Raw genomic sequence first — 19,845 nt, forward strand, 5'->3', positions numbered from 1 at the left:
GCTGCGCAGATGATGACAGGCGGCGGGCGCCCGGGGCCATAGCCGGCCGGGGCCGTCCGCTCACGCGGGCGCGAACAGCACCTTCGCGCGGCCCGGGTCGGCCTCCGTCAGCCGGACCCGGATGCGGTCGCCCAGCGGCAGCCGCGCGGACGGGGATTCGACCCGGCCGACCACCGCCGGCTCCTCCAGGTGGACGGTGCCCACGAGCGGCTCGTGCTCCTTCACGTCGATCACGGTCGCCTCGAAGGTCTCGCCGACGTGGTCCTTCAGCAGGGCCGCCTCGACGAGGTCCACGCACTCCCGCTCGGCCGTGTTGGCCAGCCTGTTCCCGTCGGCCATCCGCTGCGGCAGCTCCTCCAGCGCGGCCGCCGCCCACTGCGGGGGCTCGGCCCCGGCCACCGCCGCCACGCACAGCTCGCCCGCGTACCGGTCGACGAGCCGGCGCAGCGGGGCGGTGCAGTGCGCGTACGGGGCCGCCACCGCGGCGTGCAGGAGGGGGTCCGGGGTCCGGCCGCCGGTGAACACCGTGTAGCCCGCGCCGCGCAGCAGGGCCGTGCACTCCTGGAGGAACGCGGCGTGGGCGGGCAGGTGCGGGTCGAGGGTGCGGACGAGCTCGGCGTACGGCACGTGGTGCGGCCAGTCGATCCGCAGGGCGGCGGCGGTCCGCCGGAGCCGGCCGACGGCCCCGTCGGGGGCGCTGGGGAGGGTGCGCAGGATGCCGGCGCCGGCGGCGAGCATCAGCTCGGCGGCGGCCATGCCGGTCATCAGGGAGATCTGGGCGTTCCAGCCGTCCGCGGGGAGCGGGGCCCGGTAGGCGAGCGTGTACGAGCCGCCGCTCGCGACGATCTCCTGCTCGGGCACGTTCAGGGAGATCCCGCCGCGCTCCTGCTCCAGGGTCTCGCGGAGCCGGCCGACGTCCCGGAGCAGGGCGACGGGTTCTTCGGCGGTGCCGGAGTCGATGGCCCGCTGCACGCCGTCGTAGTCCAGTTTGGCCCGGCTGCGGACCAGGGCGCGGCGGACCTCGGTGGTCTCCACGCGGCCGGCGGAGTCCAGGTCGAAGCGCCACAGCAGCGCCGGGCGGGTCTGGCCGGGCAGGAGGCTGGCCGCGCCCTCGGAGAGGACGGGCGGATGGAGGGGGACCTTGCCGTCGGGGAAGTAGAGGGTCGTGACGCGGTGGTGGGCCTCGGCGTCGAGGGCGCCGCCGGGGGTGACGAAGGCGGCGACGTCGGCGATGGCGTAGTGCACGCGGTACCCGTTGCCGCCGGGGCGCTTCGCCAGGTGCATGGCCTGGTCCAGATCGCGGGAGGCGGGCGGGTCGACGGTGAACAGGGGGAGGTCGGTGGCGTCGAGGGCGGGCTGCCGCGGAGCGCGGGCCGCCCGCTCGGCCTCGGCGAGCACCGGGGCCGGGAACTCGCCGGGCACGCCCAGCTCCGTCCGCAGGTCACGCAGCGCGGCCCGCAGGGCAGCCCCGTCTGCGCCGGTCATGTGCATATGACGGCGTGGCATGGGTCGAGCGTATTGCGGGTGGCGGCCGGGGGCGCGGCGAGAGCCTTACCCTGGCTCGGGGGCCGCACCCCCTGCGCCGTGTCGTACCGAAGGAGAACCACCGTGCTCGTGCTGCTGCCGCCGTCCGAGGGAAAGGCCGCCGGCGGCTCCGGCGCGCCCCTGGAGCCGCAGGCGCTGTCGTTGCCGGGACTGGCCGGGGCGCGGGCGGCCGTGCTGGAGGAGCTCGTCGAGCTGTGCGCGGGTGACGAGCTGAAGGCCCGCGAGGTGCTCGGCCTGAGCGAGGGGCTGCGCGGCGAGGTGGCGAAGAACGCCGGTCTGCGCTCCGCGGTGGCCCGGCCGGCGGGGGAGATCTACACCGGCGTGCTGTACGACGCGCTGGGCCTGGCCGACCTGCCGGCGGCGGCGCGGACGCGGGCGGAGCGGTCGCTGCTGGTGTTCTCGGGGCTGTGGGGAGCGGTCCGGGTGACCGACCGCATCCCCTCGTACCGCTGCTCGATGGGCGTGAAGCTGCCGGGGCTGGGCGCGCTGGGGGCGTACTGGCGGGAGCCGATGGCGGCGGTGATGCCGCAAGCCGCGGGGGAGGGGCTGGTGCTGGACCTGCGGTCCTCGGCCTACGCGTCGGCGTGGAAGCCGAAGGGCGAGGTGGCGGGGCGCACGGCCACGGTGCGGGTGCTGCACTCGCAGATCGTGGACGGGGTGGAGAAGCGGTCGGTGGTGAGCCACTTCAACAAGGCCACGAAGGGGCGGCTGGTGCGGGACCTGCTCGTCGCCGGGGCCGCCCCCGCGACCCCTGCCGAACTGGTCACGGCGCTGCGCGACCTGGGCTACGCGGTCGAGGCCGAGGCCCCCGCCAAGCCCGCGAAGGCCTGGTCCCTCGACGTGGTCGTCACCCAGATCCACTGACGGCCGCCCGTCCCGGGTCCGGTACGCCGCCGGCCGGGATTCCGTTGCGCGGGGCCCGCCCCGCGCAACGGATCACGCCCTAGGGGTGTCCGCAAAGTCCCGCCTGCCCTCCGGGCGGACGGCGCCACTTCGCGGGCACCCCCTAGCGGCTCAGGGGCCAGGCCGCCGAGGGGGTCTGGTCGGCCGCGACCGCGTATGCGGCGCAGGCGTCCGTCAGGGTCTCGAGGAGGGTGAGCGGGTCCGGGAGGGGGTGTTCCATGCCGCGGATCCAGGTCACCGCCAGGTCACCGGGGAGGGTGGCCGGGGGGACCAGGACGTAGCTGCCGCGGCAGTGCCAGCGCAGGCCCGGGTGCTCGTCCATCGTCTCGGGGTGGCAGTCCAGCTCGCAGGGCCACCACTCGTCCTCGTCCTCGGGGGTGCCGCGCGTCGCGGTGAAGAAGAGCATCCGGGCCTGGTCGCCCGTGCCGCCCGATTCCGCGACCGGGCCGACCTCGACGCCGGCCGCCAGCAGGCGGCCCAGCGCGCTCGCCCCGGCTTCGAGCGGGACGTCCAGTACGTCGTGGACCATGCCGGTCGCGGTGATGAAGTTCGCCTGAGGCTGGTTGCGCGCCCAGCGCTCGATCTGCGCGGAGTCGGTCGTCGACTGCGTCTGCCAGGCGAAGGAGAGGGGGTGGCGTGCGGGGGTGGGACAGCCGATCCGGTCGCACGAACACCGGTACCCGGCGGGATGGGCGGCGGGGGCGAGCGGCAGGCCCGCGGCGGCCGCGGACAGCAGGAGCTCCTCGCGTACGTGCTCGGGATCTTCGGGGGAGGGTTTGGGCCGTCGGCGCAGCCACTGGGAAATCCTGCTCTGCTCGCCGCGTTTGACGCGGCCGGACTCAGACCCCATCTATCCCCTCACCTCACCGTTTCCCCGGCAGACCCTCACATGGTCCCACCATCCTGCGGTCCGGGTGACCGCTCTCCCCCACCGGGGGGTGGGGGACGGGTGCACGGAGAGCGCACGACAGCACGCGGAATACCGTCACATTCCGGTGAAATTCAGCCAATTGTTCCTGACCGGTCACCGCCCCGTCAGCCCTCGGTGACCTTCGACACCCCACCGAGCACCCGGTCCACCAGCTCGTCCGCGAACGCGTGCGTCAGCGGGGCCGTTCCCATCAGCCAGCGGTACGTCAGCGGCCCCACCAGCATCTCCACCGTCAGGGGAAGGTCCGCGTCCGGCGCGAGCCCGCCGGCCTCCCGGGCCGCCCGCAACCGTTCCTCGTACAGGGCCAGCTGCGGCTTCAGCAGCTGCTCGGTGAAGCGGGCGCTCAGGTCGGGGTCGGTCGCTCCGGCGGCGGTCAGGGCGCGCATGGGCGCCTCGTACTTCTCGTCGTTGAACTGGTCCACCGTCGCCCGCAGCACCGTCTTGAGGTCCGCCGCGAGGTCCCCGGTGTCCGGGAAGCCGGTCCAGCCGCCCTCGGTCTTGGCGTCATCGGCGAGCGCGAGCGAGGCGTCCAGCAGGACCGCCGCCTTCGACGGCCACCAGCGGTAGATCGTCTGCTTGCCGACGCCCGCCCGGGCGGCGATGGCCTCGATGGTCAGCTTGTTGTAGCCGACCTCCGCGACCAGCGCGAGCGACGCGTCGAGGATGGCCCGCCGGGAGCGGTCGTTGCGGCGGGCCGGGTCGGGGGCCTTCGCGTCAGGTGATCTGCTGCTCATTCGGACAAATTATCAACGCGGGACGTCTCGTCTTTGTGTCATTCCGTAAACCACCCAATCAGTTCACTGCGCGGTTTCCCTTGAGGAGAGACGATTCTCTCGACAACTCTCGTGAGCCGTGAGGAGCCTTCTTTGCGCAGAGTCGCCACACCCCGGCGCTACTTGATGTGCCCACCCGCACACTTCAAGGTCACGTACTCCATCAATCCGTGGATGGACCCCACGAAACCGGTGGACCTGCCCCTCGCACACGCCCAGTGGGAAGATCTCCGGGACCGCTACCGCTCGCTCGGCCACACGGTCGAGACGCTCGTACCGGACCCCGAGCTCCCCGACATGGTCTTCGCCGCGAACGGCGCCCTCGTCGTCGACGGCCGGGTGCTCGGCGCCCGGTTCGCCTACCCGGAGCGCGCCGCCGAGGCGGAGATCCACCTCGACTGGTTCCGGTCCCACGGCTTCGAGCACGTCCACGAGCCGTCCCACGTCAACGAGGGCGAGGGCGACTTCGCCGTCACCGCCACCTACATCCTGGCCGGCCGGGGCTTCCGCTCCAGCCCGCTCTCGCACGACGAGGCCCAGGAGTTCTTCGGCCGCCCGGTCATCGGCCTCGACCTGGTGGACCCGCGCTACTACCACCTGGACACGGCGCTCTGCGTGCTCGACGGTGACGAGGTCATGTACTACCCGCCCGCGTTCTCGCCCGGCAGCCGGGCCGTGCTCGAGCGGCTCTTCCCGGACGCGCTGACCGCAGGCGACGAGGACGCCGCGGCCCTCGGCCTGAACGCGGTCTCGGACGGCCTCAACGTGCTGCTCCCGCAGGCGGCGACCGGGCTGTTCGAGCCGCTGCGGGAGCGGGGCTTCGAGCCGGTCCCGATGGACCTGGGCGAGCTGCTCAAGGGCGGCGGCAGCGTGAAGTGCTGCACCCAGGAGCTGCGGATGTGAGCCCCCGCCGCGCGGTCACGGGGTGGCCGGCGGCCACTCCCGGCCCCAGTCGGCGTCCCGCGCCGCCTTGTAGAGGTCACCGTGGCGCTTGGTCACGGTGGCCCGGGTCAGACCCTCGCCCTGCGGACCGCACAGGTCCAGCAGGACGAGCCCCTTCCGGATCTGCGGCCTGCGCGTGATCCGGGAGGGGGCCGGCTCCACCGGGAAGCGGGCCGCGGCCACGTAGCTGAACTTCTCGTCCTCGTACGGGAGGGAGCCGCCCTTGACCTTCCGGTGCAGCGAGGACCGGCTGACCCGTGCCGAGAAGTGGCACCAGTCCTGGCCGACCTCGATCGGGCAGGTGCCGTCGTGCGGGCAGGGGGCGGCGACCTTCAGACCCGCCGCGATCAGCTGGTCGCGGGCCTCGCGGATGCGCAGGTACCCCTCGGGCGTGCCCGGCTCCACCAGCACCACGGCCTGCCCGGCGCGGGCCGCCTCGGCGACCACGGCCCGGCGGGCCTCCGGCGTCAGCTCGCCGAGTACGTACGACACCGTCACGAGGTCCGCCTCCGGCAGGACCAGCCCGGCACCGATGACGGCCCGGCGCCACTCGGCCGCGCGCAGCGCCTGCGAAGGGGAGGCCGCCGCGAGCTCTTTCCCGAGGGCCAGTGCCGGCTCCGCCCAGTCCAGGACCGTGGTGCCGCGCGGGCCGTCCCAAGTGGCGTCCACCGCCCAGGTCGCCGCGCCCGTGCCGCCGCCCACGTCCACGTGGGAGCCCGGGGACCACTGCGGGGCGGCCTCGGCGAGGGCGTCCAGGGCGGACCGTACGGCCTCGAAGGTGGCCGGCATCCGGTACGCCGCGTACGCCGCCACGTCGGAGCGGTCGCGCAGGACGGGCGCGTCGGTCGGGGTCCGGCCGCGGTAGCTGGCGATGAGCCGGTCGACGGCGGCCGTGGCCTGCTTCGGCGGGAGCCCGTCGAGGAGTCCGCCCAGCGCGGTGCGCAGGGATTCGGCGGAGGTGGGCACGGAGGCGGAGGCGTTCACCAGCGAAGTTTACGGCGCCCGCGGGGTCCGGGACGCCGCCGGGGGGTGTCGTCGAAGTCCCGTCCGGCCGGCCTCACGGGCGGCCGGCGCTCCTTCGACGACACCCCCCGGGGCGGCGCGGAAGCCCGGCTCAGACGGCGGCGTCCCGGTTCTGCCAGGGCCGGCACATGGCGGTGAAGCAGGCCACCGCCAGCAGCGAGCACACCAGCTGGACCAGTGCCATCGGCACCGCCGTGTCCTCGCCCGCGATGCCGACCAGCGGTGAGGCGATCGCCCCGACCAGGAAGGAGGAGGTGCCCAGCAGGGCCGAGGCCGAGCCGGCCGCGTGCGGGGTGCGCATCAGGGCCAGCGCGTTGGTGTTCGGCAGGACCAGGCCCATCGCCGACATCAGGACGAACAGCGCCGACGCGATCGGGACGAGCCCGACCTCCCCGAACACCCCGGTGGACATCAGCAGCAGGCAGAGCGAGGCCGTCGTGATGACGGCGAGCCCGAAGCCCAGCACCTTGTCCAGCCGGACCCGGCCGACCAGCAGCTTGCCGTTGACCTGCCCGGCGGCGATCAGGCCGACGGAGTTGAGGCCGAACAGCAGGCTGAAGGCCTGCGGCGAAGCCCCGTAGATCTCCTGCACCACGAACGGCGAGGCCGAGATGTACGAGAACAGCGTGGCGAAGGCGAAGCCGCCGGCCAGCGTGTACCCGGCGAAGGCGCGGTCGGCGAGCAGCCCGCGCATGGTCCGCAGCGCGGAGCCCACGCCGCCGGTCTGCCGCTGCTCGGGCGGCAGGGTCTCCCCGAGGCTGCGCCAGACGACGAGGGTGAGCACGGCGCCGACGCCGGTGAGGACGACGAACACCCCCCGCCAGTCGGCGAAGCGCAGGATCTGTCCGCCGATGAGCGGGGCGATGATCGGGGCCACGCCGGAGATCAGCATCAGGGTGGAGAAGAACCGGGCCATCTCGACCCCGTCGTACAGGTCGCGCACGACGGCCCGCGCGATGACGATCGCGGCCGACCCGGCCAGGCCCTGGAGCAGCCGGAAGCCGATCAGCAGCTCGGCGGTCGGCGCGAGGGCGCAGATCGCGGTGGCGAGGACGTAGACGACCATGCCGATCAGCAGGGGCTTGCGGCGGCCCCACTTGTCGCTCATCGGGCCGATGACGAGCTGGCCCAGTGCCATGCCGGCGAGGCAGGCGGTGAGGGTGAGCTGGATGGTGGCGGCAGGGCTGTGCAGGGCGCCGGTCACCTGCGGCAGTGCCGGCAGGTACATGTCCATGGACAGCGGGGGGAGGGCGCTGAGCCCTCCGAGTATGAAGGTGACGAGCAGTCCGGTACGGCGGGCGGCCGTGAGCGGTGCGGAAGGGGCCTGCGCCGGTACGGCGACGGTCTTCGGCGCGGAAGCGGTCTGCGGTGCGGAGGGCGTTTCGGGCGGCGGCTCGTGCGAGGGGGCCGTCGCGGGGCCTCTCTCCGACATGCGGAACTCCAGTCTTTTCGTCGTCTTTTCACACCCCCGACCGACCCATGCTCTCAGCTATCGGAACGTCCGTGGACCGATGCGACATGTGACGTACCCTGCGGCCCCATGAGCGCAAGTGGGAAGAAGATCGCCGTCGTGACCGGGGCGGGCTCCGGCATCGGCCGCTCCGTCGCCCTTACCCTGGCCGCCGCCGGCTGGTCGGTGGCCGTGGCGGGCCGCCGGACCGGACCGCTGGAGGAGACCGCGAAGGCGGCCGGGGCCGACGCGGACGTGCTGTGCGTACGGGCGGACGTGAGCGACCCGGACGACGTGGCCGCGCTGTTCGCCGCGGTACGGGAGCGGTACGGGCGCCTCGACCTCCTCTTCAACAACGCCGGGACCTTCGGCCCGGGCGGGGTCCCGCTGGAGGACATCACGTACGAGGCCTGGCGCCAGGTGGTGGACGTCAATCTGACCGGGGCCTTCCTGTGCGCGCAGGCGGCCTTCCGGCAGATGAAGGCGCAGGACCCGCAGGGCGGCCGGATCGTCAACAACGGCTCGATCTCCGCGCACGTGCCGCGGCCGAACTCGATCGCCTACACCGCGACGAAGCACGCGATGACGGGCCTGACGAAGTCCCTCTCGCTGGACGGGCGGCCGTACCGGATCGCCTGCGGGCAGATCGACATCGGAAACGCGGCCACCGAGATGACCGAGCGGATGCAGTCCGGGATCCTCCAGGCGAACGGGCAACTGGCGGTGGAGCCGGTGATGGACGCCGCGGACGTGGCGCGCACGGTGCTGCACATGGCGGAGCTGCCGCTGGAGGCGAACGTGCAGTTCGCGACGGTCATGGCGACGGCGATGCCGTACATCGGGCGCGGCTGACCCCCCGACGGGGCGGGTGGGGACCGGGCGGAGCCCGGCCGGGGCGGGGCGGAGCCGGGCTGGGCCGGGCGGGAATGCGGGCGCCGGCCCGGGAGTTGGGACGATCATGACTGAGGTACTGCGTTACACCGCCTTCTCGGACGACCCGGCCGGTGGCAACCCCGCCGGGGTCGTGCTCGACGCGAGCGGACTGGACGAGGCCGGCATGCTCCGGATCGCCGCCGGCCTGGGCTACAGCGAGACGGCCTTCCTGACCGCCCCGCCCGAGGGCCACGGCGGCGCGGAGGGCAGGTCCTTCACCGTGCGGTACTTCAGCCCCAAGGCGGAAGTGCCCTTCTGCGGGCACGCCACCGTGGCCACCGCCGTGGCGCTGGCGGAGCGGATCGGCCCGGGCGAGCTGGTGTTCGCCACCCCGGCCGGTACCGTGCCCGTCTCGGTCACCGCGGCGGACGGGGGCCTGCGGGCCGTGCTGACCAGCGTCGAGCCGTACGTCGAGGACGTCGACCCGGCCGACCTCGCCGAGGCGCTGGCCGCGCTGGACTGGCCGGAGGCCGATCTGGACCCGGGCATCCCGCCCCGCATCGCCTACGCCGGAGCCCGCCACCTGGTGCTCGGCGCCGCCACCCGGGCACGTCTCGCGGACCTCGCCTACGACTTCCCCCGGCTGGAGGCGCTGATGCGGCGCCTGGACCTGACCACGGTCCAGCTGGTGCACCGCACGGGCCCGGCGCTGTACGACGTACGGGACCCCTTCCCGGTCGGCGGCGTCGTCGAGGACCCCGCGACCGGAGCCGCCGCGGCCGCCTTCGGCGCGTACGCGCGCGAACTCGGCCTGGCCCCCGAGGCCGCCGTCCTCACCCTCCACCAGGGCCGGGACATGGGACGCCCGGGCGTCCTGACGGTGGAACTGCGCCCGGGCGACGCCCGGATCCGGGTGGGCGGGAGCGCGGTCCGCATCGGATGAGGGTGCGGACGTACGCGGAAGCCGAGCTGCCGCCGGACCTCGCGGCGCAGGTCGCGAGCCTGGAGGCACAGGCCTGGCCCGGCGCCGCGCCCGGGCACGACCCGGCGCTGGCCCCGCGGGTGATGGTGCTCGTCGACGAGGAGGGCACGGTGGCCGCCTCCCTCGCACTGCTGTTCAAGCCGGTCCGGCACGGCGGGCGGACGTACCGGGCCGCCGGGCTCAGCGCCGTGGTGACCCGGGACACCGCGCGGGGGCGCGGGTACGGCGGGCGGCTGGTGGCGGCGGCCCGTACGGCCCTGGCCGCCGATCCCGCGGTGGACCTCGTCCTGTTCAGCTGCGACCGGCCGCTCGTCCCCTTCTACGAGGCGGCCGGCTTCACCCGGCTGCCCGGGACCGTGCTGCTCGGCGGGACGCCCGGTCAGCCGCTGGCCACGGACGCGCCCGGTTTCGCCAAGGAGGTCCTGGCCGACTTCCCCGGAACGGACACCGAGGCCGCCGCGTTCACGGGTGCGCGGATCGCCCTGTACCCGGGGCTCGTCGACAGGCTGTGGTGACCCGGACTCGGACCCGGACGTGCGGAAGGGGCCCGGATCGAGATGATCCGGGCCCCTTCCGCACGCCGTGCGGGCCGCAGCCCTACGAGCCGCTCCCGGTCCGCGCGGGCGCGGCCGGCGCCGGCGCCTTCGTACGGGCGAACACGCCGAAGAACAGCAGCAGCGTCGGAACCAGGTAGGCCACCCACACGCCGACCTGGAGCCAGGTCGGGTCCGGCTGGAAGTTGAACGTGCCCTTCAGCAGGGTCCCGTACCAGCTGTCCGGCGGGACGGCCGTGGTGATGTCGAAGGCCTTGTTCATCAGGCCCGGCAGGAACTCGGCCTCCTGGAGGTCGTGCACCCCGTACGCGAGCACGCCCGCGGCGACCACGACCAGCATGCCGCCGGTCCACGTGAAGAACCTGGACAGGTTGATCTTCAGTGCGCCGCGGTAGAACAGCCAGCCCAGCAGGATCGACGATCCGATGCCGAGCAGCACGCCCACCAGCGGACCCGCGCCGTCACCGGCCGCGTGCACCGACCGCCACACGAACAGCGAGGTCTCCAGGCCCTCCCGGCCGACGGCCAGGAACGCCGTGGTCACCAGGGCGCCCGTGCCCATCGCGAGGGCCGCGTCGAGCTTGTCCTGCAGCTCGGCCTTCATGTGCCGCGCGGTGCGCTTCATCCAGAAGACCATCCACGTCACCAGGCCCACCGAGACGATCGACAGGCTGCCGCCGATCGCCTCCTGCGCCTGGAAGGTCAGCTCCGAGGTGCCGAACTCGAGCCCCGCGCCGAAGGCCAGGCTGAGCGCGGCCGCGAGGCCGACGCCGAGCCACAGCGGACCCAGCTTGTCCTTGTTCCCGGTCTTCACCAGGTACGCGATGAGGATGCAGACGACCAGGCTGGCCTCCAGCCCCTCGCGCAGGCCGATCAGATAGTTGCTGAACACGTCGGTTCCTTTCGAGTCCGCGGAACTACGCGAACAGCGCCCGGCCCCACCAGTCGTCCTTGTCGCGGACGCCCGGCGGGATGGCGAAGAGGGCCGAGCTCACGTGCTGGATGTACTCGTTGAGCCCGTCGTTCTTGGAGAGGTTGCGCTGGATCGGGATGAAGCCCTTGCGGACGTCGCGCTGGTAGGCGAGGAAGAACAGGCCCGCGTCGAGGCGGCCCAGCCCGTCCGATCCGTCGGTGAAGGAATAGCCGCGCCGCAGGATCGTGGCACCGCTGTTGGTGTCCGGGTGCGCGAGGCGCACGTGCGCCTGCGGCTTCATCGCCTTCAGGAACGGCTCGTCGCGCTCCTTCGACTTCCCGACCGGAGCGCCCTCGCCCTTGTCCCGGCCGAAGATGTCCTCCTGCTCCTGGAGCGGAGTGCGGTCCCAGGTCTCGATGTGCATGCGGATCCGGCGGGCGACCAGGTACGAGCCGCCGGCCATCCACGCCGAGCCGTCCTTGGCCTCGTCCCCGACCCAGACGAACTTGTCGAGGGCGGCCCCGTCGGTGCCCGCGATGTTCCGGGTGCCGTCCTTGAAGCCCATCATGTTGCGCGGGGTCTGCTCGTCCGGGGTGGTGGACGAGGTCTTGCCGAAGCCGAGCTGCGACCAGCGCACCGCGACCTTGCCGAAGCCGATGCGGGCGAGCTGGCGGATCGCGTGCACCGCGACCTGCGGGTCGTCCGCGCAGGCCTGCACGCAGAGGTCGCCGCCGCTCTTGGCGGGGTCGAGGTTGTCGCCGGGGAACTGCTCCAGGTCGACCAGGGCCTCGGGGCGCCTGCCCTCCAGGCCGAACCGGTCCTTGGCGAAGAGCGAGGCGCCGAAGCCGACGGTGAGCGTCAGCCGGGACGGCTTGAGGCCGAGGGCCTCGCCGGTGTCGTCCGGCGGGGCCTCGGGGAGGCCGCCGACGGCGCCCTCGCCGACGGGGAGCCCGGCGGTCATCCGCTCGGCCGCCCGCGTCCAGTCCTTGAGGAGCCGGACGAGCTCGGCGCGGTCCTTCGTCTTCACGTCGAACGCGGCGAAGTGCAGCCGGTCCTGGACGGCGGAGGCGATGCCGGCCTGGTGGGTGCCGTGGAAGGGCACCGAGGAGCCGCTGAGCGCGGCCGGGACGGGATCGCCGTCACCGGTCAGCGCGGCGACGGTGCCGCCCGCCGCGGCGGCGCCGAGCGCGAGCCCGGCACCGCCCCAGCCGAGCACGGACCGGCGCGACGGCCCGCCCGCGGCGGACGCGGCGGAGGCGGCGGAGTCGGCCGGCTCGGCGGCCTCGGCGCCCGAGCCGGTGGTGCTGGTGTCGTCAGACATGGTCCGTACCCCTGATCACGCGTTACTTGGCGACGGCGGCGGCGAGCTTGGAGAGCGGCTCACCGAGGGCGCTGACAGCGTCCGAGAGCTCCTTGCGCTGGTCCTGGCCGACCGTGTCGTAGGCGGTGAAGTCGTAGCCGTTCTTGTCGGCGCGGTACTTGTCGAGCAGCGTGTTCATCGCGGCGAACTGCTTGTCCAGCTCGGCGGAGAGGGCCGGGTCGTTCTTCGCGGCGACCGGCTTCAGCAGCTCGTAGGCCTTCTCGGCGCCCTCGACGTTGGCCTTGAAGTCGACCAGGTCGGTGTGGCTGTAGCGCTCTTCCTCACCGGTGACCTTGCCGCTGGCGACCTCGTCCAGCAGCTCCTTGGCACCGTTGGCCATCGAGGTGGGGGTGATCTCCGCCTGGCCGACCTTCTTCTGCCAGTCGGTGAGGTCGGTCATCAGCTGGTCGGCGAGCTTCTTCTCGTCGTCGCCGATCTTCTTGTCGGCGAACAGGGCCTTCTCCAGGCGGTGCCAGCCTGTCCAGTCCTTGGCCGGGTCCTGGCCGGCCTCCAGGCCGTCCTCGCGGACGTCGACCTTCGGGTCGATGTCGCCGAAGGACTCGGCGACCGGCTCGGTGCGCTCCCAGCCGATGCGGGACGCGGCGTACGCCTTCTTGGCGGCCTCCAGGTCACCGGCCTTGACCGCGTCCGCGAAGGCCTGCGCCTTGGGGAGGGTCTCGTCGGCCTGCGCCTGCACGTACTTGCGGTACTCGGCGACCGCGGCGTCCAGCTCGGGGCTGCGCTTCTCGGCGGCGCCGCCGGTGGCCTTGACCTTCTGGCGGATGCCGTCGCCCTTCATGCCGGGCTTGCAGGCGAACTCGTAGTCGCCGGCCTTGATCTCGGCGGTGATGGTCGCCTTGGTGCCGGGGCCGATGTTCTCCCGCTCGGCGACGATCCGGTCGTCCGGGAAGAGGACGTACAGCTCGGTGACCTTGGAGCCCTTGTTCTCGACCTCGATGGAGACCTTGCCGGCCGGGAACTCGGTCTTGGAGAGCTCGCAGGCGGTGTCGGAAGCCGCGACCTTGATCGTGCCGTCGCCGCCGGTGCTCTTCTCCGCGCAGCCGGTGACTGCGGTGAGCGCGGCCACGGCGGCGACCGCGGTGAGGACGGTGAGGCGGGCGGGACGCATGCGGGCTCCTGGCTGTCTGGCGTTCGGCAGACGGCCGCCCCGATCGGGAAGGGCGGCCGGTGAGGCGGACCTAACTTAACCGAGGCTTACCTGACTCATACCCGCACGTCCAGTGATTCAGCGCACACAGCGGGCCGCCGGACACGGGGCCGTCACGGGGTCTCCAGGGCCAACCCATGAGAGGGTCAAGCGGAGGTCAAGCCGGGGTGGTCGTTCCGCATGGCGGAACGGTCCCCGGCCCGCGCGGGGTCCCGCTCGCCGTCCCGTACGGGGACCACGAGCGGAATCCCGGTGCGCGGATGGGGCAGCACTTCCACCGGCTGGCGGTAGACCCGGCTCAGCAGCTCGCCCTCGAACACCCCGGCCGGCGGTCCGTCCGCCGCGATCCGCCCGTCGTGCAGCACGGCGGCCCGGTCGGCGTACGCGGCGGCCAGGCCCAGGTCGTGCAGGACGACGACGACCGCGTCCCCGGCCGCGGCCCGCTCCCGGCAGATCCGCAGCACCAGCTCCTGGTGGCGCAGGTCCAGGGCCGCGGTGGGTTCGTCGAGCAGCAGCAGCGGGGCCCGCTGGGCCAGTACGCGGGCCAGCGCGACCCGGGCGCGTTCACCGCCGGAGAGCGCCGAGAAGGGGCGGGCGGCGAAGCCGGCCACCTCCGTGGCGGCCATCGCGGCGGCCACCGCCTCCTCGTCGGAGTCGGCGAGCGGGGTGCCGGCCCAGGGGGCGCGGCCCATCCGTACGACGTCCGCGACGGGGAACGGGAAGGACATCTGCGCCGACTGGGGGAGCACGGACCGGCGCAGGGCCAGATCGGGGGCCGCCCAGTCGCCCACCGGCCGCCCGTCGATCCGTACGATCCCCCCGGCGGCGGGCAGGTCCGCCGACAGGGCGGCCAGCAGCGTGGACTTGCCGGCGCCGTTCGGGCCGACCAGGGCCAGGACCTCGCCGGCCCGGGCGCTCAGGTCGATCCCGGCCAGCACCTCGCGCTCGCCGAGCCGGACGCGCAGGCCGACCGCTTCGGCGAAGGCGGTGCCGGGGGCCGGCCGGGCGGGGATGCCGCGCCTGCCGCGCCGCAGGAACGGGATGCTCATGCCCAGCCCCCCTGCTTGCGGCGGGTGCGGCGCAGCAGCCAGAAGAAGAAGGGGCTGCCGATCAGCGCGGTCAGCACCCCGAGCGGCAGCTCGGCGGGCCTGGCGATGGTCCGCGCGGCCAGATCGCCCGCGAGCAGGACCACGGCTCCGGCCAGCGCGCTGCCGGGGACCAGGAATCGGTGCCCGGGCCCGTTCACCATGCGCAGCAGGTGCGGGACGAGCAGCCCGACGAAGGTGATGATGCCGGCCACGGCCACGGCGGCCGCGGTGAGCAGCGCGACGACGAGGATGAGCGCGAGGCGCAGCCGCTCCACGTCCACCCCGAGGTGGCGGGCGGGGCGTTCGCCGAGGGAGAGCAGGTCCAGCTTGCGGGCGTGGAAGGGGGCGATCAGCAGGCCGGCGAGCGCGCAGGGCAGGACGGCGAGCACCTTGGGCCAGGTGGCCTGGGCGAGGGAGCCGAGCTGCCAGAAGGTGATCTGGTTGACCTGGCCGCTGTCCGCGAAGAAGACGAACAGGCCGATCAGGGCGCCGGCGAAGGCGTTGACGGCGATGCCGGTGAGGATGAGCGTGACGACCTCGGTCCTGCCGCCGTTGCGGGAGAGGAGGTAGACGGAGCCGACGGTGATCAGTCCGGCGGCGAACGCGCAGGCGGTGATGGTCCAGTTGCCGAAGAAGCTGAGGCCGAGCCCGATGGCGGCCACCGCGCCGACGGCCGCGCCCGCGGAGATCCCGATGACGCCGGGCTCGGCGAGCGGGTTCCCGAACACCCCCTGCATCAGGGCCCCCGCGCAGCCCAGGCTGGAGCCGACGAGCAGCGCGAGCACGATCCGGGGGAGCCGTACGTTCCACAGCACGCTCTCGCCGACCCGGTCGAGGGTGGCCCCGCCGAGCCCGAGCCGGTGCTGCGCCGAGCCGAGCACGTCGGCGACGGGGATCCCGTAGGCCCCGACCCCGGCGGAGACCAGGGCCAGGCCCGCGAGCACGACGAGGAGCACCGCGATGAGCACGGCCCCGGTCCGGGCCCCGGGCGCCCCGGCCTTCGTGGGCGCGTCCTGCCCGGTCGGCGCGTTCTGTCCGGTCGGCGCTGCCGGACCGGTCGGCGTCGCGGGCGCGGGCGTTCGGGGGCCGGCCCCGGGCAGGGTGACCGCGCCCGATTCCTGTTCCGTCACGTCACGCCGTCTTTCCGTACAGCTGGGAGATCAGCGAGCTCAGCACCTGGTCGGTGCGCGGACCGTAGTTCAGCAGGACCCCGTCGTCGACGGTGACCACGCGCCGGTCCATCCCCGCCGGGGTCTGGGCGACGCCCGGGATCTTCACGAGGCCGTCCGTACCGCCCACGGACTCCAGCCCCTTGGACATGACGAGGACGGCATCGGGCGCGGCGGCCGCCAGCGCCTCGCTCGTGATCGGGGTGAAGTCCTTGCCGAGCCCCGACTCCTTGCCCGTGTCCACCGCGCCGGCCGCTTCGAGCAGCGAGGCCGCTCCCGAGTCCGAGCCGCCCAGCAGGTACACGGAGGCGGTGCCGCGCAGGTAGAGGAAGGCCACCCGGGGCTTCTTACCGGAGGCCGCGGAGGCGGGGATTGCCTTGCGGGCGGCGGCGATCCGCTCGGCGGTGCGCTCGTTCAGCCGGGCGCCCGCGTCCTTGACGCCCAGCGCGGCGGCGACCGTCTCGATCCGCTTCGGTACGTCGTCCAGCGATTTGGCCGGGGCGACGACCAGCAGGGGGATGCCCGCGTCGCGGATCTGCCGGATCGCCTCGGCCGGGCCGGAGGTGGTCTCGGCCAGCACCAGCGTGGGGCGCAGCGACAGCACGCTCTCCGCCGAGACGTCATGGCCCCGGGTCACCACCGGCAGCTGCGCGGCCTGTTCGAAGGTGGCCGTGATGTCGCGGGCGACGACCTGCGGGCCCAGGCCCAGGGTCTGGACGATCTCGTTCAGGCTGCCGCTCAGCGGGACGATCCGGTCCGCCGCCGCCACCGTCACCTGGCGGCCGTCCGCCGAGGCCGCGGTGACCGGGAGGGCGGGCAGCGGCGCCGGGGCCAGTGGCTCCACCCGGTCGGGCGCGGCGGCCGGGCGGGCGGCGGTGCCGGGTCCGGCGCCGGTGGCGGAGGTGCCCCCGCAGCCCGTCAGGGTGGCCAGGGCCAGTGCGGAGAAGGCGACCGCAAGGGCAAGGGCGCGGCGGAGGAAGCGGGTTGACGCGGCGGGCGTGGACACGAAGGCACCGTCCTGATCGTCCGGCTGTTCGTCCGGCTGTCGTGTTGAGGTTCCGGGGAACCGGGGGTTCCCCTCTGACTGGAGGTAGCTTAGGTTAGCCTAACCTTATTAACCAGCCCTGGGAGGGGACAACATGCCCGCAAGACCCGCCCGCGCGTCGGCAGTCGCCCTGTTGGCGACCCTGGCGGCCTTGCTCGGCGCCCTGTTCCCAGCCACCGCGGCCCATGCGGCCGGCCGCACCGTGCAGGGGGGCAGGCTCGACTGGGGCATCAAGTCGTCGTTCCAGAGTTATGTCACCGGTCCCGTCGCGAAAGGCGCTTTCAAGCTGAAGAACGGAGCCGCCACGGTCGGCGGCAGCCTGTTCCGCTTCCATTCGGCCACCGGCTCCTACGACCCGGACTCCGGCGCGTTCGAGGCGGCGTTCAGCGGCGGCGTCGGCTTCCAGGGCCACCAGAAGCCGGACGGCACGTACGAGCTGGACCTGACGGTCAGCCGCCCCACCGTCAAGATCGACGGCGGCCGCGGCACGCTGTACGCGGACGTCTCCAGCAAGGCCAAGGACACCGGTGCGGTCACCACCCAGATCCAGGTCCCCTTCGCCACGCTCGGCCTCGGCGGGGTCGACATGAAGGGCGGCGGCAGTCCGATCGCCCTGACGGGCATCCCGGCCACCCTCACCGAGCAGGGCGCCAGGGCCTTCGCCGGCTACTACTCGGCGGGCGCGCAGCTCGACCCGGTCTCGCTCTCCGCGGACGTCAAGGCCCCGGCCGCCGGGACCGCGCCCTCCCCGAGCGCGTCGGCCCAGCCCTCGCAGGATCCGCAGGCCCCCCAGGGGGCGTTCGCCGACGCCGCCGTCGACTGGGGCGTGCGGCGTACGTTCCGCGAGTACGTCACCGGCTCCGTCGGCCAGGGCAAGTGGACCCTCGCCGAGGGGGCCCGGGACGGCGGCGCGCTGTTCCGCTTCCCGCAGGGCAAGGGCGCGTACGACGGCCGGAAGGGGGCACTTGACGCCGCTTTCGCCGGCACCGTCCACTTCACCGGCGCCCATCTGGACCTGAAGCTCGGCAAGGTGAGCGTCAAGGTCGAGAACGGCAAGGGCGTCCTGTCCGCCGACGTCACCACCGGCACCGAGACGAAGAGCGCGGTCGCGCTCGTCGAGTTCGACGCCGAGGGGCTGAAGACCGAGGGGTCACTCGCCACGCTCACCGAGGCCCCCGCCACGCTCACCGAGGGCGGTGCGCAGGCCTTCGACTCGATGTACAAAGCCGGCACCGAGATGGACCCCGTCTCGCTCTCCGTCGCGCTGGACGCCACCGCGAAACTGCCGGCCCTGCCCGATCTGGGCTCGACGGCCCCGCCCGCTTCACCGGCGGCCTCCGGCCCGTCGCCCGCCCCCGCGGCGAAGGCCGGGGAGTCCTCGAACACCGGCCTGTACGCCGCCCTCGGAGTGGCCGTCCTGCTCCTGGCCGCCGGCGCCGCCTTCCTCCTCCGGCGCCGCAACCGCGCCGCGGCGGCGGGAGCCGCGGAGCCTGCGGAGGCCGCGGGAGCCGCGGAGCGTGCGGAAGCCACGGAGGCCGCGGGGGCCGCGGACACGCCGCCGACGTCCCAGCCCTGACCCGCTCCCGCTCCCACCTCGCCTCGCCTCACCTCACCCCCGTCCCGACCCTCACCCCCGTCGCCTTCCAGGAGGCCCTCGCATGTCCTCGTCCCACCGCCGCTCGCTCGCACTCGCCGCGGCCGTCGCCACGGCAGCCGCACTCGGCGCCACCGCCTTCGTCCTGCCCGCGACGGCGCCGGGCGGCGGGCAGGCCTCCGCGGCCGTCGCCTCCGCGCCGATGCCGATCGTGAACGGCACCCTCGACTGGGGGGTCCTGGCGAGCTACCGCTCGTACGTCCTGAACATCGCCAAGGGCACGATCACCCCGGCGGACGGGGCCGCCCTGAACGCCGACGGCACCTTCCGCTTCACCTCGGCGACCGGCCAGTACGGCAAGGACGGAGGGCACGTCGTGACCGCCGCCTTCAAGGGCAGCGTCACCTTCGACGCCCCCATGCACGGCTTCAAGCTGACCCTCGCCAACCTCCGCTTCGACACGGGCACGAAGAAGCTGACGGCCGACGTCACCAAGAACGGCACCCTCACCCCGAACGTCCCCATGGCCGACGTGGCCTTCGCCGGGCAGTCCATGGACAAGCTCGGCACCACCCTCACCAAGGAGGCGGCGGACCAGCTCGGTTCGGACAAGTACGCCGGTCTGGCCGGCGACCCGCTCACGGCCGCCCTGCAGTTCGGACAGCCGTCCCCCTCCCCGTCCCCGTCCGTGACCCCCTCGCCTTCGTCTTCCGCCTCCGCCTCCCCGTCCCCGACCCCCTCGGGTCCGTCGAACTCCGCGACCCCCTCGCAGGGCACGAGCTCCCCCGCGGCCGACGGCCCGCAGCAGCTCCTCGGCGGCCGGCTCACCTGGGGCGTGAAGGAAGGTTTCCGCTCGTACGTGGTGAAGGGCGGCGGCTCGGTCACCCCGGCGGGCGGGGCCGTCGCGAGCGGCGACACCTTCGCCTTCCCCCTCGGCAAGGGCGAGCTCGACGTCAAGAAGCAGAAGCTGAGCGCCACCTTCGCGGGCAGCCTGCGCTTCCAGCGCGCCGACCACGGCGTCGACATGACCTTCGCCAACGTCCGCGTCAACGCCGAGGGCAAGAAGGGCACCCTCGTCCTGGACGTCACGTCGCCCACCGCCACCAAGGTGAACGTCCCGTTCGCCACGCTCGACCTGTCGAAGGCCGAGTACCGGACCTCGGGCGGCCTGCTCACGCTGAACGCCGTCCCGGCCGCCTTCACCGCCGAGGGCGCGGCCGCGATCGGCGCCCCGAGCCCGGACTACGCCGAGGGCAAGCCGACCGACCCCGTGACCCTCGCGGTCTCCGTCGACAAGGACGTGGTGATCCCCACCACGGCGCCCACCACCACGCCCACCTCCACCGGCGGGACCGGCGGGACCGGCGGCACGGGCGGCACCGTGGGCGGTGGCGGCAGCGTCGGCGGCAACCTCGCCAGCACCGGCGCCGAAATCCCGGCCGGAGCGCTGCTCGCCACCTCCGGCGCGGTCGTCGCCGCCGGTGCCGGAGCCGTCTTCCTCGCCCGCAGGCGGCGCGCGGCCCAGATCTGAA

The 19,845-nt window shown here is 73.7% G+C and carries 18 protein-coding genes; 7 read left to right on the forward strand and 11 right to left on the reverse strand.

Annotated features, from left to right (window positions below; translation table 11 throughout):
• Positions 1 to 60: 60 nt before the first annotated feature.
• Positions 61 to 1,506: an RNB domain-containing ribonuclease gene (locus ACFY1T_RS06370; protein ID WP_390787196.1), complete on the reverse strand. Its 1,446-nt coding sequence runs from the start codon at positions 1,504 to 1,506 to the stop codon at positions 61 to 63.
• Positions 1,507 to 1,608: 102 nt separating this feature from the next.
• Here ACFY1T_RS06370 and yaaA point away from each other — a divergent pair, with 102 nt between their 5' ends.
• Positions 1,609 to 2,409, forward strand: coding sequence for a peroxide stress protein YaaA (yaaA, locus tag ACFY1T_RS06375; protein ID WP_390787197.1), 801 nt, complete (start codon positions 1,609 to 1,611; stop codon positions 2,407 to 2,409).
• Positions 2,410 to 2,551: 142 nt separating this feature from the next.
• On the opposite strand, the gene ACFY1T_RS06380 is transcribed toward yaaA, so the two are convergent.
• Both ACFY1T_RS06380 and ACFY1T_RS06385 read right to left on the reverse strand, forming a co-directional pair.
• A complete protein-coding gene (locus ACFY1T_RS06380; protein WP_030866812.1) occupies positions 2,552 to 3,298 on the reverse strand; it encodes a bifunctional DNA primase/polymerase in 747 nt (248 codons plus the stop codon).
• A gap of 185 nt (positions 3,299 to 3,483) precedes the next feature.
• Positions 3,484 to 4,113, reverse strand: coding sequence for a TetR/AcrR family transcriptional regulator (locus ACFY1T_RS06385; RefSeq protein ID WP_390787198.1), 630 nt, complete (start codon positions 4,111 to 4,113; stop codon positions 3,484 to 3,486).
• Between the two features lie 111 nt (positions 4,114 to 4,224).
• On the opposite strand from ACFY1T_RS06385, the gene ddaH reads away from it, so the two are divergent.
• Positions 4,225 to 5,055 (forward strand): dimethylargininase, encoded by an 831-nt coding sequence (gene ddaH, locus ACFY1T_RS06390; protein ID WP_390787199.1) that lies wholly within the window; start codon positions 4,225 to 4,227, stop codon positions 5,053 to 5,055.
• Between the two features lie 15 nt (positions 5,056 to 5,070).
• Here ddaH and ACFY1T_RS06395 read toward each other — a convergent pair whose 3' ends face one another.
• Both ACFY1T_RS06395 and ACFY1T_RS06400 read right to left on the reverse strand, forming a co-directional pair.
• Complete coding sequence (locus ACFY1T_RS06395) at positions 5,071 to 6,078, reverse strand: small ribosomal subunit Rsm22 family protein (protein WP_390787200.1); 1,008 nt, start codon at positions 6,076 to 6,078, stop codon at positions 5,071 to 5,073.
• A 130-nt stretch (positions 6,079 to 6,208) separates the two neighbouring features.
• Positions 6,209 to 7,549 (reverse strand): Bcr/CflA family multidrug efflux MFS transporter, encoded by a 1,341-nt coding sequence (locus tag ACFY1T_RS06400; RefSeq protein WP_390787201.1) that lies wholly within the window; start codon positions 7,547 to 7,549, stop codon positions 6,209 to 6,211.
• Positions 7,550 to 7,657: 108 nt separating this feature from the next.
• Here ACFY1T_RS06400 and ACFY1T_RS06405 point away from each other — a divergent pair, with 108 nt between their 5' ends.
• The 3 genes from ACFY1T_RS06405 to ACFY1T_RS06415 all read left to right on the forward strand — a co-directional run bounded on the left by ACFY1T_RS06405 (position 7,658) and on the right by ACFY1T_RS06415 (position 9,937).
• Positions 7,658 to 8,419, forward strand: a complete 762-nt coding sequence (locus ACFY1T_RS06405; protein WP_390787202.1) for an SDR family oxidoreductase — start codon at positions 7,658 to 7,660, stop codon at positions 8,417 to 8,419.
• Positions 8,420 to 8,525: 106 nt separating this feature from the next.
• Positions 8,526 to 9,383, forward strand: coding sequence for a PhzF family phenazine biosynthesis protein (locus ACFY1T_RS06410; RefSeq protein WP_390787203.1), 858 nt, complete (start codon positions 8,526 to 8,528; stop codon positions 9,381 to 9,383).
• Positions 9,380 to 9,937 (forward strand): GNAT family N-acetyltransferase, encoded by a 558-nt coding sequence (locus tag ACFY1T_RS06415; protein WP_390787204.1) that lies wholly within the window; start codon positions 9,380 to 9,382, stop codon positions 9,935 to 9,937. Before ACFY1T_RS06410 ends, ACFY1T_RS06415 begins: the two co-directional genes overlap by 4 nt.
• A gap of 82 nt (positions 9,938 to 10,019) precedes the next feature.
• On the opposite strand, the gene efeU is transcribed toward ACFY1T_RS06415, so the two are convergent.
• The 6 genes from efeU to ACFY1T_RS06445 form a co-directional block, all read right to left on the reverse strand.
• Positions 10,020 to 10,868, reverse strand: a complete 849-nt coding sequence (gene efeU, locus ACFY1T_RS06420; protein WP_390787205.1) for an iron uptake transporter permease EfeU — start codon at positions 10,866 to 10,868, stop codon at positions 10,020 to 10,022.
• Between the two features lie 25 nt (positions 10,869 to 10,893).
• Positions 10,894 to 12,210: an iron uptake transporter deferrochelatase/peroxidase subunit gene (gene efeB / locus ACFY1T_RS06425; protein WP_390787206.1), complete on the reverse strand. Its 1,317-nt coding sequence runs from the start codon at positions 12,208 to 12,210 to the stop codon at positions 10,894 to 10,896.
• A gap of 22 nt (positions 12,211 to 12,232) precedes the next feature.
• Entirely contained in the window at positions 12,233 to 13,378 is a 1,146-nt protein-coding gene (gene efeO, locus ACFY1T_RS06430; RefSeq protein ID WP_390787207.1) for an iron uptake system protein EfeO, read from the reverse strand.
• 185 nt (positions 13,379 to 13,563) lie between these two features.
• Positions 13,564 to 14,466 carry a heme ABC transporter ATP-binding protein gene (locus ACFY1T_RS06435; protein WP_390787208.1) on the reverse strand — a complete coding sequence of 301 codons (903 nt, stop codon included), beginning with the start codon at positions 14,464 to 14,466 and terminating at the stop codon, positions 13,564 to 13,566.
• The gene (locus ACFY1T_RS06440) at positions 14,463 to 15,473 is read right to left on the reverse strand and encodes a FecCD family ABC transporter permease (RefSeq protein WP_390787434.1); all 1,011 of its coding nucleotides are present in this window, start codon (positions 15,471 to 15,473) and stop codon (positions 14,463 to 14,465) included. The genes ACFY1T_RS06435 and ACFY1T_RS06440 overlap by 4 nt, the downstream gene beginning before the upstream one ends.
• A 163-nt stretch (positions 15,474 to 15,636) precedes the next feature.
• Positions 15,637 to 16,680: a hemin ABC transporter substrate-binding protein gene (locus ACFY1T_RS06445; RefSeq protein ID WP_390787209.1), complete on the reverse strand. Its 1,044-nt coding sequence runs from the start codon at positions 16,678 to 16,680 to the stop codon at positions 15,637 to 15,639.
• A gap of 133 nt (positions 16,681 to 16,813) precedes the next feature.
• Between ACFY1T_RS06445 and ACFY1T_RS06450 the strand changes: the two genes are divergently transcribed.
• Together ACFY1T_RS06450 and ACFY1T_RS06455 are read left to right on the forward strand one after the other, a co-directional pair.
• The gene (locus ACFY1T_RS06450) at positions 16,814 to 18,295 is read left to right on the forward strand and encodes an HtaA domain-containing protein (protein WP_390787210.1); all 1,482 of its coding nucleotides are present in this window, start codon (positions 16,814 to 16,816) and stop codon (positions 18,293 to 18,295) included.
• An 82-nt stretch (positions 18,296 to 18,377) separates the two neighbouring features.
• Complete coding sequence (locus ACFY1T_RS06455; protein WP_390787211.1) at positions 18,378 to 19,844, forward strand: HtaA domain-containing protein; 1,467 nt, start codon at positions 18,378 to 18,380, stop codon at positions 19,842 to 19,844.
• The last annotated feature ends 1 nt before the right edge of the window (position 19,845 follow it).

The sequence above is a fragment of the Streptomyces sp. NPDC001194 genome (genome assembly GCF_042896985.1).
Taxonomy (GTDB): domain Bacteria; phylum Actinomycetota; class Actinomycetes; order Streptomycetales; family Streptomycetaceae; genus Streptomyces.